This is a genomic window from Bacillus sp. SRL337, assembly GCF_984799155.1.
The window spans coordinates 2696567-2712507 of record NZ_OZ481793.1; the positions used below are offsets into that span (position 1 = coordinate 2696567).

16 protein-coding genes are annotated in these 15941 nt (G+C 42.5%); 9 read left to right on the plus strand and 7 right to left on the minus strand.

Annotated features, from left to right (window positions below):
- Nucleotides 1–8: 8 nt before the first annotated feature.
- Together AC4E8A_RS13765 and AC4E8A_RS13770 are read right to left on the minus strand one after the other, a co-directional pair.
- Nucleotides 9–1253 (minus strand): M24 family metallopeptidase, encoded by a 1245-nt coding sequence (locus AC4E8A_RS13765; protein WP_490193714.1) that lies wholly within the window; start codon nt 1251–1253, stop codon nt 9–11.
- A 298-nt stretch (nt 1254–1551) separates the two neighbouring features.
- Nucleotides 1552–2742 (minus strand): cation:proton antiporter, encoded by a 1191-nt coding sequence (locus AC4E8A_RS13770; protein ID WP_490193715.1) that lies wholly within the window; start codon nt 2740–2742, stop codon nt 1552–1554.
- Nucleotides 2743–2895: 153 nt separating this feature from the next.
- On the opposite strand from AC4E8A_RS13770, the gene AC4E8A_RS13775 reads away from it, so the two are divergent.
- On the plus strand, nt 2896–3144 hold the full coding sequence (locus AC4E8A_RS13775; RefSeq protein ID WP_490193716.1) for a hypothetical protein: 249 nt from the start codon (nt 2896–2898) through the stop codon (nt 3142–3144).
- Between the two features lie 86 nt (nt 3145–3230).
- Complete coding sequence (locus AC4E8A_RS13780; protein ID WP_490198971.1) at nt 3231–3371, plus strand: hypothetical protein; 141 nt, start codon at nt 3231–3233, stop codon at nt 3369–3371.
- A 75-nt stretch (nt 3372–3446) separates the two neighbouring features.
- Here the strand turns inward: AC4E8A_RS13780 and AC4E8A_RS13785 are convergent, their stop codons facing one another.
- The 3 genes from AC4E8A_RS13785 to ltaE form a co-directional block, all read right to left on the minus strand.
- On the minus strand, nt 3447–4442 hold the full coding sequence (locus AC4E8A_RS13785) for a zinc-binding dehydrogenase (RefSeq protein ID WP_490193717.1): 996 nt from the start codon (nt 4440–4442) through the stop codon (nt 3447–3449).
- A 251-nt stretch (nt 4443–4693) separates the two neighbouring features.
- Nucleotides 4694–5110, minus strand: coding sequence for a sporulation protein (locus AC4E8A_RS13790; RefSeq protein WP_490193718.1), 417 nt, complete (start codon nt 5108–5110; stop codon nt 4694–4696).
- Between the two features lie 517 nt (nt 5111–5627).
- Complete coding sequence (ltaE, locus tag AC4E8A_RS13795; protein WP_490193719.1) at nt 5628–6653, minus strand: low-specificity L-threonine aldolase; 1026 nt, start codon at nt 6651–6653, stop codon at nt 5628–5630.
- Nucleotides 6654–6975: 322 nt separating this feature from the next.
- Here ltaE and AC4E8A_RS13800 point away from each other — a divergent pair, with 322 nt between their 5' ends.
- The 3 genes from AC4E8A_RS13800 (at nt 6976) to AC4E8A_RS13810 (ending at nt 9780) form a co-directional block, all read left to right on the plus strand.
- On the plus strand, nt 6976–8232 hold the full coding sequence (locus tag AC4E8A_RS13800; RefSeq protein WP_490193720.1) for a helix-turn-helix domain-containing protein: 1257 nt from the start codon (nt 6976–6978) through the stop codon (nt 8230–8232).
- A 13-nt stretch (nt 8233–8245) separates the two neighbouring features.
- Complete coding sequence (locus AC4E8A_RS13805) at nt 8246–8374, plus strand: hypothetical protein (protein ID WP_490193721.1); 129 nt, start codon at nt 8246–8248, stop codon at nt 8372–8374.
- Nucleotides 8375–8547: 173 nt separating this feature from the next.
- Nucleotides 8548–9780, plus strand: coding sequence for an aminopeptidase (locus tag AC4E8A_RS13810; RefSeq protein ID WP_490193722.1), 1233 nt, complete (start codon nt 8548–8550; stop codon nt 9778–9780).
- Nucleotides 9781–9842: 62 nt separating this feature from the next.
- On the opposite strand, the gene AC4E8A_RS13815 is transcribed toward AC4E8A_RS13810, so the two are convergent.
- The gene (locus tag AC4E8A_RS13815) at nt 9843–9989 is read right to left on the minus strand and encodes a DUF3934 family protein (RefSeq protein ID WP_490193723.1); all 147 of its coding nucleotides are present in this window, start codon (nt 9987–9989) and stop codon (nt 9843–9845) included.
- 170 nt (nt 9990–10159) lie between these two features.
- Between AC4E8A_RS13815 and AC4E8A_RS13820 the strand changes: the two genes are divergently transcribed.
- Nucleotides 10160–10360 carry a DUF2188 domain-containing protein gene (locus tag AC4E8A_RS13820; RefSeq protein WP_490193724.1) on the plus strand — a complete coding sequence of 67 codons (201 nt, stop codon included), beginning with the start codon at nt 10160–10162 and terminating at the stop codon, nt 10358–10360.
- An 879-nt stretch (nt 10361–11239) separates the two neighbouring features.
- Nucleotides 11240–12073 (plus strand): alpha/beta hydrolase, encoded by an 834-nt coding sequence (locus tag AC4E8A_RS13825; RefSeq protein ID WP_490193725.1) that lies wholly within the window; start codon nt 11240–11242, stop codon nt 12071–12073.
- 232 nt (nt 12074–12305) lie between these two features.
- On the opposite strand, the gene AC4E8A_RS13830 is transcribed toward AC4E8A_RS13825, so the two are convergent.
- The gene (locus AC4E8A_RS13830; protein ID WP_490193726.1) at nt 12306–13145 is read right to left on the minus strand and encodes a DUF1206 domain-containing protein; all 840 of its coding nucleotides are present in this window, start codon (nt 13143–13145) and stop codon (nt 12306–12308) included.
- 214 nt (nt 13146–13359) lie between these two features.
- Between AC4E8A_RS13830 and AC4E8A_RS13835 the strand changes: the two genes are divergently transcribed.
- Together AC4E8A_RS13835 and AC4E8A_RS13840 are read left to right on the plus strand one after the other, a co-directional pair.
- Complete coding sequence (locus AC4E8A_RS13835; RefSeq protein WP_490193727.1) at nt 13360–13890, plus strand: D-glycero-alpha-D-manno-heptose-1,7-bisphosphate 7-phosphatase; 531 nt, start codon at nt 13360–13362, stop codon at nt 13888–13890.
- Between the two features lie 136 nt (nt 13891–14026).
- Nucleotides 14027–15940, plus strand: coding sequence for a DUF294 nucleotidyltransferase-like domain-containing protein (locus AC4E8A_RS13840; RefSeq protein ID WP_490193728.1), 1914 nt, complete (start codon nt 14027–14029; stop codon nt 15938–15940).
- The last annotated feature ends 1 nt before the right edge of the window (nt 15941 follow it).

The following is a 15941-nucleotide window of genomic DNA, read 5'->3' on the forward strand; positions in this document are numbered from 1 at the left end:
TTTACTCCTTACCTGATCAGGAAAAATTCTTTCTGCCGACTGGCCATATATTGAACTTTTCCTTTGCTGAAGGATATCGGCTCTTCTAAGTAAATCGGAACATGCTTTTTCCACTCAGGAATAAAAGCTCGGATATTGAATTCAAGTGCATAGCAGGTATTATTGTGTATCGGAAGGTCACCGCGTCCGGGGATTTCCGCTTGCCTATCATATAAGCCGATCATTGGTCCTGCACCATGGCAATGGACACCAAGCGGATGAGAGTACAGCATGGCTTCAATATTTTCTTCCTTTGCAGCCTTTATGCTCCCAGTGAAGATTTGATTGCCGCTTTTCCCTTCCACAAATAATCCTGTCACAATATCTTCGAATCTTAAGGCATTTTCAAATGCTGCAGAAAGGCTTTTCGGGACAGAATTTTCCCCATCTTTCAAAACATAGGCCAGCAGCTGGGTATCCGTAGCAAGGCCCAAATAATGAATGCCAAAATCAAGATGTACGACATCGCCAGGAAGGATAACTGTATTTTCAAGCCTGTCATCATCAGCTCCCTGCCGCTGGATATCTACTGTAGGATAGAAAGATGTTTCCAGCCCCAGGTTCAGAACTGTTTGCCTTATCCACTCAACAACCTCGCCGGATGATGTCACTCCCGGATGAATCACCTTATTAGAGAGAGCCTGCTCCCCAATTTCCCTAGCCAGTGCACAAATATGCGGATAGGCGGCCAGCTCAAGTGAAGTTCTGATCTGAAGCCAATCGGTGACCAATGGCTCCGAGCTGACGAATCTGCATTCTCCTCCAGTTACCTCCTGCAGTTTATTGAACAAACTTACAGTCAACCCGTCACTAACGGCATGCAGCCCCCCCATGTTGACAGCGACTTCGGCAGGATTTCTTTCTTTGATGATCCTTGCCGCACACTCCCACTGCGTCTCCTCCCGATGGTTCCAGACATTTTGATAGAAAGGCTGAAATGCCGGATTGGGATGCAGAACCAACCTCATTATGGCTCCTTCCGCATTCCTCTGAAAAATAAAGATCGTCAGCCGCCTCGAACTATCAATAGCTGAAGGAAAGAATGTGCTAATGACCGGGTCTTCGTTATATTCACGTCCGATTATCATCCACATATCGATATTGTTTTCTTCCATCACTTTCGGCAGGATTGTATGTAATCGTTCATGAAGAACCCTGTCCATATACCGGTCTCTATCTTTCAGCGGCAAAATTTTCGAGAAATATGTATCCATGCCCCTACCCCCTTTTATTTTATGTTCTCTATTCGTTGGCTTTATCCTTTATTATAAATAGCGGTATTTTGCATAAATAGCTGCTTTCGGAAAAAACCCTAAGAGCCGGATTTCCTCCCTGGCTGCAGGAAGCTTTCTCTAACAACCAGGAGAGCAGCCCTTTATTTCAGGTTTATCAGGGTGTTTTAGATTCATTATGGCGATAGGCGGTGACGTTCATATTCAATAGCAAAAACGATTTAGAAAAAGCCTTATAAATCGCCTTTTCAGGTGAATACAAACGGTCCATTGACCAACTTCAATGATTCTGCTTTGAAAACCATCTCGATAAAGGGTATACAAGAGGGCTTTGTATGATAAGGGACAGCACGATTGCTCCGTATGTCAGGGATAGTATGGTATCAGCCTGCCCTGAATTTTCAGACGCCAGCCCCAATAATAGGGCAACTGACATGGTACCCTTTATGCCTGACCAGGTGATCAATGAGACATCATCCCAGAGAAATTCTTTTCTCCACTTTCCAAACATTTTTAGGATCCCTGACAATACTATAAACCGGACAATTAAAGACAGACCAAAGATGATAAAAATAAAGCCGATATTTTGGAAGTCGATATGCTTCATGAATTCAATCCCAATTAACAAGAACAAAATCGACAAGATGCTCGGTTCTATGACCTCCCAAAACGAATCCAAGTAACTGCGGTAATCCTTTTCTTTGTCGGTTGCTTCCAGTTTCCAGGAAAGCATGATTCCTGCAGAAACCGAGGCAAGCACACCTGAAACACCCAGGTGTTCCGCTAAATAAAAACTTCCATAGGCGAGGACGATGCTCAACATTACCTGATATTGGCGATGATGGGTGAAGTGATAAATCCGGCTGACCACCCAGCCAAACACGACACCGATTAACACCCCTCCGATGGACACTAATAAAAATTCGCCAAGAGCCGGTAACAGTTCAAATTTTTCATAGGATAAATAAAGGTTGGATATAACGGTGAAAAGCACGACGCTGCTGCCATCATTCAGCATCGATTCCCCTTCGACCACATCGGCAATTTTAGGATTGTTGGAAGATTGCTTTAAAATTGAGACAACCGATACTGGGTCGGTAGGCGTTAAAATGGCCGCAATTGTCAATGACCCAATGAACGATAAAGATACAAGACCTACATAATAAATGGATGCACCTAAAATCAACACTGTCAAAATCAATCCCAACGTGCTGAGCACCAAAATAACACCACTGTTTTTCTTCAGTCCGCCAATTTTAAACTGGTATGCGGAACTAAACAGCAGTGCTGGTAAAAACACATTAAAAATCATATCTTTGGTTATTTCAATGGGTGCAAAGTAAGGTATGAAAGACAAACCTATACCAATCAGCAGCAGAACCATTGGAACCGGGAAATTTTTTTGTTTCTTATCAATTGTAAAAACGATGTACCCTATAAAAAGTAATATAAATACATGTGTATATCCCATGGCAATCCCTCCAATTTGTGACTAATAGTTCTTTTTCCTTCCTGCCACCTGGTTAAACTGAACCATTTAAAGTAATGTTTACTTCTTTTGTAGAAGGGTAAAAAACGACTACCATTAGTAAATTACACAATTACAGCAAGGAGGAAAATGGGTATGAGTCTTAAGAGAACTCTGTTAATGGGTGCTGCGGCGGCTGGCGGAGCATATCTGAGCAAAAAAGAAAACCGTGAAAAGGTGCAGAATATGATTGGGAACTTGAAAAACCAATGGAACAACGGAAGCACGGAAAATGGGGCAGTCGAGAAAGCAGGTAACCCTCATCCCCATGATGTGGAAGATAACACAATGGTCAGCGAGGGCGCCCAAACTTCTGTTCATTATTATAATTCAACGGTTCAATAATCCTCACCCTTACAAAAAGGAACTTACCGCTCTGGTAAGTTCCTTCAGCTTGCAGACAAGGTTTTCTACGCATTTTGAAAGAGGCTGTGACCAAAGAGTTGGTTGACGATCAGTTGGTCGACCTTGAGAGGTTTAAAAAAGTTTCAATGCAGGCGATGCTTACGTTTGCTGCCATGCATCTTAAGAAATTGGCTAACGGGACACGGCAAAGGCCATGTCTCGTCTGATCTTCACTCGTTTTCTCTTCAATACTAACAAACCCGGCATCAACCAACTGGTTGATGCCGGGTTTGTTTACGGTTTCATTCTGATATCCGGAAGGCAATCTTTCCGAGGTTTTCACTATTCTTCAATCGTTCAAATGCTTTTTCATAATCATCCAGTGCAAACACGCTGTCTACTACCGGTTTGATGTTGTGTTTATTGACAATTTGGAGCATGTCCTTGAACTCTTCGGCACTTCCCATTGTGGAACCAAGAAGGTTCAATTGACCGTAAAAGAAATGGCGGATATCAATTTCCACTTCATCCTCCGTCGTGGAACCAAACACAGCAACAGTCCCGCCTTTTCTGACTACCTTAAGTGATTTCGTAAAAGTGGCTCTTCCAATACTTTCAATGACAATATCGACCGTTTCACCTTTGAGCTCTTTTTCCCAATCACTATTTGTTGAAACGGCGAGATCAGCTCCGAGCTCCATTGCCTTTTTCTGTTTGTCTTCGCTGCGGGAAGTGACAATGACTTTTGCCCCTGCAGCTTTTGCAAATTTAAGCAGGAAGGTGCCGACACCGCTGCCGATCCCGGGAATCAGCACAGTGTCCCCTTCTTTGACTTTTGCCCGTGTGAACAACACACGGTAGGCTGTCAAAGCAGCTAAAGACAAAACGCCGGCTTCCTCCCAGTTCAAATGCTCAGGCTTTCTTTCCACGTTCTCTGCAGGGAGCGAAATATAGCCGGCAAATGTTCCATGGCCCGGGAGCCCGACGATTTCAAACCCTTCTGGAGGAGCATCGCTGTTCTTGGCCCATCCAAGCCCCGGATTGATAATGACTTCATCTCCAACAGCCACATTTGTCACTCCATCACCCGTCCCTATAATGGTTCCAGCCCCATCCGAACCAACAATCAATGGAGGCTGATCATCTTTGTGCCTTGTCAGAACCATAAGGTCACGGCGGTTCAACCCTGCTGTATTCAACTTGATCTTGACCATGCCGTTGCCAGCTGCAGGTTCCTGAAATTCTCTTAGGGAGAGTCCTTGCATCCCTTGTCTTCCTTCATGGACAACTGCTTTCATATTTTTCTCCTCCTCCTCTTTTTCGATAAGGCTCTATTCGTAAACTTTGTTGCTATTTAATATGAATGTAAAAAACTATTTTGGTCATTTGCCCGGTAAACCCTGTAAGCAGGAAAGATAAGAGCTGCTCTCCCTTTTTCGGGGAAAACCCCTGAAATACAGAAAAAAACCGGCTCTTGGGATTTCTCCGAAGCAACAATTAAAGCGAAAACAGCCTTCTTTAAAAAGTGTATGTATGATTCTAAATGAATCTATGAAAGACTGTTAACAACCTTTATACTGTCTTCATCAGTAGGGTTCACAGCCTGGGGAATATCTACCAATGTCCGTAAAAAGGTTTCGGTTTTCTCATCTGACAGCGGATGATCTTTGTAAAGAGAAAATTTAAAAGGGATCCGTTTCACTTCCCCAGCTTTCACAACTCCGATTTCATTCAAGGCAAATCCATGCAGTTCTTTTTCGTGGTAGGTAAAGTCACTATCTTCCCGGTAATCCTCTGTACGGATGTAAACAGTCAGAACGATTTTATTCACATCCTGGTCTGATAATCCGCCTTCTATCATGACCTCACCTTTCAGGTCACATGAAGGTGTCAAAGTGGGATTTTCAACAATGGTGTCCACTTTAATGTTTCCAATTCCTATGCTGGATAAGAAGTCTTTCCACATTTCCTGTCACCCTTTCTGGCTCATTAATGCTTTTTCTCTCTTTTATCAAGGCTACTCGAGCAGATTGCTGCTCTCGAAAAATCCCTAGAGCCTGATTTCCTCTGGTACTTGAGAAATTTTCTCTCGACAGCTTTAGCAGGTCCTTCCTGTCTTCCTTACCAAGATGTTTCAGATGAACTAAGGCACAACTATTTTCTAAAAAGGGCCTTTATCAATGAAGTACTTTCGCAGAAAATGATACTAACTTCACGTTAGAAAAGCAAGGAATACACCGGATGATGAAACAGGAGGCACTTTCTCTATTTAATTTCCTTTCTTTGTAAATAAGTAAGTGCGATGATTTCCATCTGAAATTTTTTGTATGAAAGACATCTCACACGATATATACCTTCATATATTCATAACTAGTCAGTGGTCTCTTTCGCTCACTTTCTGACAATTCCAGGCTGGATTAGTTCTATCAATGATTAAAACAAGAAGACGGCATCAGCAACTACCATCCTCCCTTTACACCCGTTTATTGTTGCGCCATTTTACTTACAATAGAAATAGTACCCTCAATATCTTCACGGTTTACATCATAATGGGTAGTGAAACGGACCAGTGACGGGCCAAAAGTGACGGCAAGCACACCTTCCGCTTTCAATTGTTCCGTGAATTGTGTTGAGTTCACACCAAGTCCGGATATATCGGCCACGACAATGTTTGTGTCTACTTTATTGATGATTTTCAGTTTTTCCATGGAGCTGAGTCCATCAGCAAGTAACTTTGCATTTTCATGGTCCACAGTCATTCTTTCTCTCATATTGTTCAGAGCATACAGGGCTGGTGCTGCAATGATCCCAGCCTGTCTCATCCCTCCGCCAAGCCGTTTTCTCCATTTTCTTGCTTTTTTAATAAATTCTTGGCTGCCTGCAATCACTGAACCTACCGGAGCACCCAGCCCTTTTGAAAGGCAAACCTGTACGGTGTCACAGTAGTGAGTGAATTCAGTCAGCGGTACATTTTCAGCGGCAGCCGCGTTGAATAATCTTGCGCCGTCAACATGAACCGGAATTCCATGTTGTTGGGCTATCGAGTAAATTCCCTTCATATTAGAAGAAGGAACTATTGCCCCACCTGCCCTGTTGTGGGTATTTTCCAGGCAGATTAAACCTGTTTCCGGAAAGTGCTGATCATCTTCCCGGATTGCGGCTTTCACTTCTTCCGGATCCATTGCTCCCCGTGTTCCCTTGATTGTCCTTGGCTGTACACCGGCAAATGCAGAAATGGCGCCTGATTCATAGTAGAAAATATGGGATTCTGCTTCCAGGATCACTTCATTCCCTGGTGAGCAATGAGTCAATACAGCCAATTGATTCCCTTGTGTACCGCTGGTTACATACAAGACGTCTTCTTTTCCTAAAAGAACCGCCGCAGCCTGTTCAAGTTCCTTGACTGTCGGATCCTCTCCATATACGTCATCGCCTACTTTTGCATTGAAAGCCGCCTCTCTCATTTCTTTTGTCGGTTTTGTCACCGTATCGCTTCTTAAATCAATCATTGAAAACTCTCCCATCTATGTAATTATCCCTATAATTTCCTATATAAAATTATAACATTAATAATATATTGGAGGTTCACCCTTTTAACACCAAGTAATCTCATCGAAAATATAATTATAGGAATATTCGGACTTTTTATCTTTTTTCTGTGGTAATCTTATTATTATTGAGTGTTCATCCGGGGGGGAAAATTTTCATCTATTTTCTATTAATTCAGGGGTTTAGTCAGGGGTGGTCAGCGAAATTTTCCCAAGTGTCCAGATTCGTTCTAATTATGGGATTATTTTATACTATTACTATAGATAGAGAGGAGAAAAAATCGTGACGATTGGAAGCAAAATCCGTTACCATCGCATGAAAAAGAAATTAACCCAAGAAGAACTTGCAACAGGAATTCTTTCCGTCTCTTATCTTTCCAAGATTGAAAATAATCAGACCACCGCCTCTGCCGAAGTCATTGAGCTTCTCTGCAAACGGCTCGGAATTGCTAGGCTCCAGGAAAATGATGAAGTATTGGAAAGAACCTTCTCGAAATGGAATAAGGCACTGTTGAAGAATGACCAGAAAGAATCTGTCCGCCTTTATGAACAGGTTACCAGCCATGTGGTCCAAATTGATGATGTCAATTTACTCAATAGCTACCATATCCTCACGATCCGCTATTATATTTTATTAAAAGAATACGAGAAACCAAAAGACATCATCCTTACCTTGGAAAGAAGCTATAAAAGCCTCTCTGATAAACTTCGGTTCTATTTCCATAAGTTTGTCGGAAACTACCTTTATGCTCAAGGGCAATTTGAGAAAGCCAAAGATCACCTTAAGGACGCTGAGCATTATTTCGTTCTTGGAAATATTATTGACAATGAGGAAAAAGCAGACCTATTCTACCTGAAATCCCTCACCCTTGTTCAACTGAGGAAACATGCTCTTGCCATCCACTACTCCGAAGAATCGCTGGCTCTTTACCGAAGCATGTACCATAACAAGAGATGCGCGGAGATTCATTTGCTTCTGGGAGTCTGTTACAGACGGATCCAGAACATCAAAGAGGCGATCACCCACTATGAGTGGGCGAACGAAATCAGCAAGAACATTGATTATGCCTTGCTAAGGGGCAATGTCGAACAAAACCTCGGGTATCTCAAATCATTGGAAAACAGGACAGAAGAAGCCATTACCCATTATCTCAAAAGCCTGCAATTCAAGTATGATGACCAGAACAGCAAGTTGACGACGATTCTTGCGCTGGTCAAGGAATACTATAAACTCAAAAGGTTTGATGATGTCATAGAGTGGCTTAAAGAAGGAATTCATATGTCTCAGCAGCAGAAGAATAAGGAGAAATATTATGAATTTCGAATCTATGAATATGCAGTGAAAAAACTGGATGAGGACTTTGAGCATTTCATGAAGACAGAAGCCCTTCCCTATTTCGAATCCACAGGGAACCCTCATCTGCTGGCCCAGTATTCTAAATTTCTTGGTAACTACTATCAGGAAATTAGAAAATATAAATATGCTGCACATTACCTCACCAAGGCTAATGTCGCATATGAAAAAATCATTGGATTATAGGAGGAGATTGAACATGAAAAAACTCAAGAGAATCACGATTGCCGCACTTGTACTTATTGCCCTTGGAGCAGCAGGCACATCCGTAAGCGCACAAGAGGAAGACCTGCCGCCGGCAAATGGGGCACCTGCCTTAACTGAATAAGTGTCCAAATGGCCCTGCCCCCCTCATGGGGGCAGGGCCATTTCACGCTTTAAAGCAACGGGGGACTGTCCCCGGCTGCTTTAAAGCGTGAAAGCGTTTTATTTTTAAAATGGTAAAAATACGCAACTCATAGTATATTAAACTTGTAAGGTATTTAAAAGGGGGATTACTAAATGGCTTCAAAACAGACAAAATTAGAGAGATATGCCGATTTACTGATCCGGGTTGGAATCAACCTTCAGGAAGGGCAAACACTCGTAATCAACGCTCCTGTCACAGAAGCTGCCTTTGTTGCACAGCTGACAGAGAAGGCATATGATGCCGGCGCCAAGAATGTCATGGTTGAATATTCGGACGATAAGCTGACACGATTGAAAATGGAAAAAGCTCCAGAGGAAGGATTAAAAGACTTCCCTCTTTGGAAAGCGAAAGGGTTTATCGAAATGGCCAAGGATAATGCGGCTGTCCTAAACCTTACTGCGCCTAATCCGACGTTACTGAAAGGGATTGACGCAAACCGAGTTGCAATGGCGAATAAAGCCCGCGGTGAAGCTTTCAGAGAGTATCAGCCTTTCATATCAGGCGGCCGCATCAGCTGGCTGATTGCCGCCGTTCCTTCAAAATCGTGGGCCAAGACTGTTTTCCCGGATCTTTCCGAGGAAGAAGCAGTGGAAGCATTATGGGATAAAATTTTCTATACAACCAGAGTGGACCAGGAAAACCCTGTCCAGCTATGGGAAAAACATATTGAAAGCATGACAAAGAATGCCGACCATTTAAATGACCGGCGTTACCGAAAACTTCATTATTATGGGCCGGGTACAGATTTCACCGTCGAACTTCATCCAAAGAGCAAATGGATCTGCGCTCAGTTCACCAATGATCAAGGCATCAACTTTGTTCCGAACCTTCCGACTGAAGAAGTCTTCACCATCCCAGTGCGAGATAGTGTAAACGGTACAGTCAGCAGCACCAAACCATTGAATTACAGCGGCAACCTGATCAACAACTTCATCCTGACGTTCAAGGATGGGAAAGTGACAGAGTTCAATGCTGAAGAAGGCTATGAAACCTTAAAAGGATTGCTTGAGACAGACGAAGGTGCTTCCTTCCTGGGAGAGTTAGCTCTTGTCCCACACAACTCCCCTATCTCGAACACGGACATTATTTTCAACAATACCTTGTTTGACGAAAATGCGTCATGCCATATTGCTCTTGGCAATGCACTTTCTATCTGTGTCGAAAACGGAAAAGAAATGAACCAGGATGAGCTCAAACAAATTGGATTCAATGAGAGTATGACTCATGTTGATTTCATGATCGGCTCTGAAGAATTGAATATCGATGGTGAGCTTGAAGATGGTACGATGGAGCCGATTTTCCGTAACGGTAACTGGGCTTTCTAAAAACAAGCAAAATGAAGAGCTGCATCCCATAACGGATGCAGCTCTTTCTCTTTAATGACAGCTCAGTCCTTCTCAGAACCGCTACTGTTCTTAGTCCCTTTGCTTGTATACGGTTTTGCAGCAGCTTTTTTCTTCGCACTTTTCTGCCAGCGGTTCCAGCCTTTTTTTCCGGTTCCCCTGCCTGTTCCGCCGCCTTTGCTCTTGCTCACATGATCAACTCCAATGCAGTTTCCGTCTTACCCTGTTCGGATCGTTTGAATTTCCATTATACCAGAATTTCCTCAATAAAAAATCTTCTTATTTCAAGAAGCCTTTAAGGTTTTGCCTCCAAGATTTCAGGGAATGGAAAAAATGAAGACATAGAAAAGGAGCGATTAACATGAAAGAATATTATGTAGTACCTAATAAAGATGAAAGCGGCTGGTATGTAAAAATAGAAGACGTGGCTCCGACAAATCTTTATTCTGGTCGTTCGGCAGCTATCGAAGAAGCAGAAAGACTGGCAAAAGAAAATCAGCCGGCAAAAGTGTTGGTTGAAAATGAAGACCATGAAGTGGTAAGCGAAAAAACATTTTCATAAGTAACCTCTTCAACAGAAGAAGCCATTTCAGCCTCTCCCTTGAGCTGAAACCGGCTTCTTCTTTTAACGGGTTCTGTTTTGTAGTAAAAGTTTCTATTTTACAAGGCTCTTTTCGTAAACTTTGTTGCTATTTGATAATAATGCCGAAAGATAGTGGAGTAATGAAACGGGAAAACCCCTATATAGCAAGAGAGAAAAGAGCTTCTCTCTTCGTTCAGAGCGAAAACTCTGTATGCAGGGGAAAAATCCGGCTTTTGGGATTTTTCCGGAAGCAACAATATATGCGAAAACAGCCTTTTACAAACAAAGTGGTTAAGTTATTTGTTTCCCAAAAAACAATCATAATTGCGTAAAAATGGTCAGTGGCTGGTGTGCCTCTGACTTATTTTTTTCTGCTGTTTTGATTCAATCACTATTTTGGTCTTGAGGCAGGGGATATTGATTTCCACTCGGGGTAAGTGAATCTGCGGGGCGTGCAGTGAATTTAAATGTGGGAACTGCTGTTCAGGTCGTACCTTGAGCTGAATTGGCTTAAGGTACACGGCAACTAAACAAATTCATTGCCACAAAATGCTTTTTCCATTCCTCAACTGAAAGATTTTCTACCTTCATTTAGGATCACTTTGTATTAGCAGACTCATTGGCTAAAATACCGGGAATCGAAGAAAAAAGGAGTGACAAAATCGTTGAGGTTTGACATTCCTTTTGTTGTTTTATTTTATATTTTGTACCCTACATCAGAATTTGAAATTCTTTTTTTTCATTATTTGATACCAAATATTACCCCTATTATTACAAAGAAATTTCATTTAAAACATTTCCAAGTCATACATAATGGTTTATGATTAAAGTATCAGGATTTAAAGGAGATTTACCTCTATGAAAAACACCATCAGCAAAAAGAAGGTATTCTCAGTTGGAGCAATGCTTTTACTCGTCTTCTCTTTACTTTATATATCACTTAAATCACAAATTGCAGAATCCAAAGAAAATACCTCTGGAGACTATGCCAGCACCCCTACTGTGTTTGTACATGGCTATAAAGGGACGTACAATTCCTTTAAAACAATGCTCTACCGTTTTGAGCAGAATGGCTGGGGCAAGAGGGAATTAGTCGTTTACGTTTCGGCGGAGGGAGATATCACTTGGAAAGGCACACTTCACTCTGATTCCAAGCTGCCGCCACTGGTCCAGATTGTCTTTGAAAAGAATAAAGCTTCTATCGCTGAAACTTCAACTCGTCTCCAAAGTGTCATGAAGGGCCTTAAAGACAACTTTGGCATTGAACAAGTGAAACTTGTGGGCCATTCCATGGGCGGTCTGGTATCTGTAAATTACCTTGAATCAACAAATGGAAACGCTGATTATCCCCAGACACTGAAATTTGCGGTGATCGGCAGCCCTTTTGATGGGATAGCAAAAGAATCTTATCATAAAGTGAATACCGGTGAAGCTATCATCGATTTGAAACCGGATTCGAACGCACTGAACTCCCTCATAGATAATCGGGAGTACTTCCCAGCTGAATTAGAAGTACTTTCCATTGCTGGTTCCGGTGATCAGGTCGTTGATATCGACAGCGCATTTGCCATCCAAGAAATCGTAAACGAGGAAAGACTGCAGAAGCAGTTAATCGAGGATCAAACCATCGATCACAGCGGGCTGCATGAAACTGAAAAAGTAGATAAGCTGCTAAAGAAATTTCTATGGTAGTAGAAAGAATGCCAGATGATCATTGATCATCTGGCATTCTTACATTCAGCGTAAAAATCGGAGTTGATGTGAATACTAAAGGCTCTTTCATAAACTTTTTTGCTATTCAATTTGTATATCGAAAAGCAAGCGGAATGAGCCTTTCTTCCATTCAGATAGATAAGCCCTAGTATCCAGAGGAAAATCCGGCTCTTTGGAGTTTTTCAAAGCAATAATCAATACAAAAACAGTATTAGTAAAAAGCCATATTTTTATTTTTCCCTTTAAGAATTTGGAATATTCCATATGCAGCAAGCCCAATGGCGACCAGGCCGAGCATCCACTGGCCAAACGGCTGCTGGGCAATTTCGGAAAGTGCTGCATCAAGCCCCTTGGCATTATCCGGGTTGGTGGTGATCGCTGTTTGAGTCAAGAAATAACCTGTCATACAGAATACCACTCCCCTCGCCATCAGCCCTGCTTTTCCGGTCTTCTTTCCAAGCTCGTATTCTTTCTTTTTCATTTTGCTCCGTTGGAAGGTATCCGTGAACTTTTCGCTATATCCTTTATATATCTCATAAATCCCATACCCAATCACAGCAGCCCCTGCCAGGCCGACCATCCATTGGCCGAATGGCTGGGAAAGAATCTGGGCAGTGATGGTCTCGCGGTTATTACCCCCGCCGCTGCTTTCTGCGTCTGAAGCAATCTTGGCTGCTCTGTAAGAAAGACCCGCATAAACAACGGCACTGAAAACTACACCTGCCCGAACCAATATCCCTTTCGCGTCATGCCCTTTATTTTCCGGGTCTGTAATCGCTTCAACAATCTTCCAAATAACATAACCTGCAAGACCGACCGCTATTACCCAGAGCAGGACCTCGCCGAATGGCTTGCTAGCGATAGAAGCTAATGCCCCATTGGTTCCTGTTGTCTTTCCGCCAGCCCCGATGGCTGCCATGAATGCCAGGATCCCAATCACCAGATAGACGCTTCCCTTCGCCAAATACCCGAGCCGGCCCAGTCCTTTGACCCAAGGTTTTGCTTCATGGGCGCTCTTTCTTGCTTTGCCTTTTGCCTTTTCTCTATTCATATGAGCACTCCTCCCATTTACCTTTCTTTTCTTTGTTAGTTTCTTTCTCTTCATTTCCCGTATTTCCAAGATTGAAAACGTCTTATAGGACAACACGAAATTGACAATACTAGTAGAAGACCTCGGTCTAATTGAAGAAATTTTCAGTTATTTCCCCGGAAAGCGCAGGATTTGACAATATGCAACACAAAAAATGGACGAAGGGAGAACCCTCATGAATAAAGCTATATTTCTGGACAGAGATGGTGTGATAAATGAAGTATTGTCAAAGAGAGTTAAATTCGTCAATAAACCCTCTGACATCCACTACCTTGAAAAGGTACCCGAAGCAATTAAAATGCTCTATGATGAAGGCTATAAAATTTTTGTTGTAACCAACCAGGGCGGGGTTGGTCTAGGTTACCTTTCTGAGGCAAAGCTGGATAGAATCCACGATAAAATGAAAGAAGACTTAGCAAGACAAGGCGCACTCATTGAAGAGTTTTCCAGCTGTATCCATAAACCTTACGAAGGCTGTGCCTGCAGAAAGCCAGAAGCCGGAATGATCCTTACCCTTGCCAAAAAGTATGATATCAACTTGTCCATCAGCTTCATGATTGGGGACAGAGAAGCTGATATAGAAGCCGGGAATAATGCTGGCTGTGCGACCATACTTATCGGTGATGAAGATAGAGAAATTCAGGCAGATCATCATTTCCCCTCTCTTTTTGAAGCTGCAAAATTCCTAAAGGACCAACCCTATTAAAATCCTTTCTCTCCTTGCTATATTTCAAGCAGAATCATGAAGGAACCGGTACATGTATGTTATGGTAATATTCTAAGCCTTAATGACTTCAGTTCGTATAGCCTGATCCAACCTTACCTTACAAGGGGCTGACAGAGTGAAAAAAAACGAGTTTTACCAAATGATCAAAGCTTCCTATCCGTTTGACCACTTATCTGATGACCAATTAGAGCATCTGGTGTCACATGCACAGTTCAAGAAATATGCTAAAAACGAGTTCATCTTTCATGAAAAAGAATCGGAGGAAGAATTGGATGTCTATTTCCTGATTTCGGGCACAGCCAAGAATGTCCTTCACCGGCCTTCAGGAAAGCAGGTTTCCCTCCGGTATTATTATCCCGGAGACCTGGTCGGCCTGATGATCCTCTGGACAAGTGGTGATATGAGCTTCTCTGTCCAGGCAATTGAAGAATGCACATTATTCCGTTTCCATAAAGAAGTCTTCTTTGATATGCTGACCAATAATAAAGATTTCTCACAGATTATCTTTGAAAGTGTCGGCAACCGGATGAAAACCTTGTATGATGAAATTAAATATAAGGAATCACAGGAGGAAGCGGCAGATTTGTCTCTATTCCGCACAAGAGTCAATATCCTGATGGATTCCCCAGTCACCCTGCCAAAAACTGCAACCATGGAAGAGGCTGCCCAAAAGATGCTTGATGAGCAAGTCGAAGCCATAGTTATAACAGATGGCGAAGCTGCCTTAAAAGGCATTGTTACCCAGACAGATATCCTGAGGTTTTTAACAAGCAGCAAAGATGCTTCATCTGTCATGGAGTGGATGAACAAAACACTATATTGGGTAAGGGACGAAGCATTTGCATATGAAGCCCTCTCCCTTTTTAAATATGAAGGGGCAAAGTACGTACCTGTTCTGAGAAATGGGATCCTTGTCGGATTATTGACAGGACTTTCGTTTGTTAATATACATGACTCCAGTTACCTGGATTTATCTTACAGTATAACCTCTGCATCCAGCACGGAAGACTTGATCGCACTGTCACCAATTGAAAATACAACCTTCACTTCGTTTATCAGCGGGCTGCTTGAGCAGGACAGCTTTGCTTATAACGTCAGTGAAGTGTTGACGAATTACAATGACCGCCTTTACCGAAAAGTCATCATGCTTTCAGAAGCTGAAATGCTCGCTGAGGGATACGGATCCCCGCCTGTCAACTACTGTTTCATTGTCATGGGAAGCCAAGGCAGGAGTGAACAGTCATTCAATACAGATCAAGATAACGGCATCATCATTTCGGATTATGGCCACCTTGAGAACACAGCCCTAGTGGAGAATTACTTCAAACGTTTTACCGAAAAGATTAATACGAAACTCACATTATGCGGTTTCCATGAATGCACCGGCGGCATCATGGCGAAAGAACCAAAGTGGCGCAAGTCCTACACAGATTGGTTACTAGCAGTGGACGACTGGCTTCATGAAATCGATGCAGAAGAGGTCCAGAATTTTACAATGTTCTATGATTTCCGGCCGATTTTCGGGGACTACAGCCTGGCAGAAGATGTACGAGGTTATATAGTCAAAAAAGCACAGAAATCGCAGAATCTGCAGCAGCTGTTGAGGAAAGAGGCAATACGATTCCGGATACCCGTCAACGCACTGGGAAGAATCAATTTAAAAGGACGCAACAAGCGGTTTAACATTAAAAAAGCAGGACTGATGCAAATTGTAAACATGGTAAGGATTCATTCCATCAAGCACGGAATAAAAGAAGTCAACACCATCCATCGCCTTGATGCACTAAAAGAAAAGAAAGTATTTCACCCAAGGGATGCGGAAAATGCAAAAACAGCCCTTCACTATCTGCTATATTACCGTTTGAATCAGAACTTGTCTGAACTGGCTGAAGACCGCGAACTGACAAATGAATTGCCGGTTGACCAGATTTCGAAAGAAGATAGACGTAAACTGAAAGAAGCACTTCAAATTGCAAATCGGATGCAGCATGTTATGGAGATCAGCTTCAATCGTAACCGGGTGGTTTAAA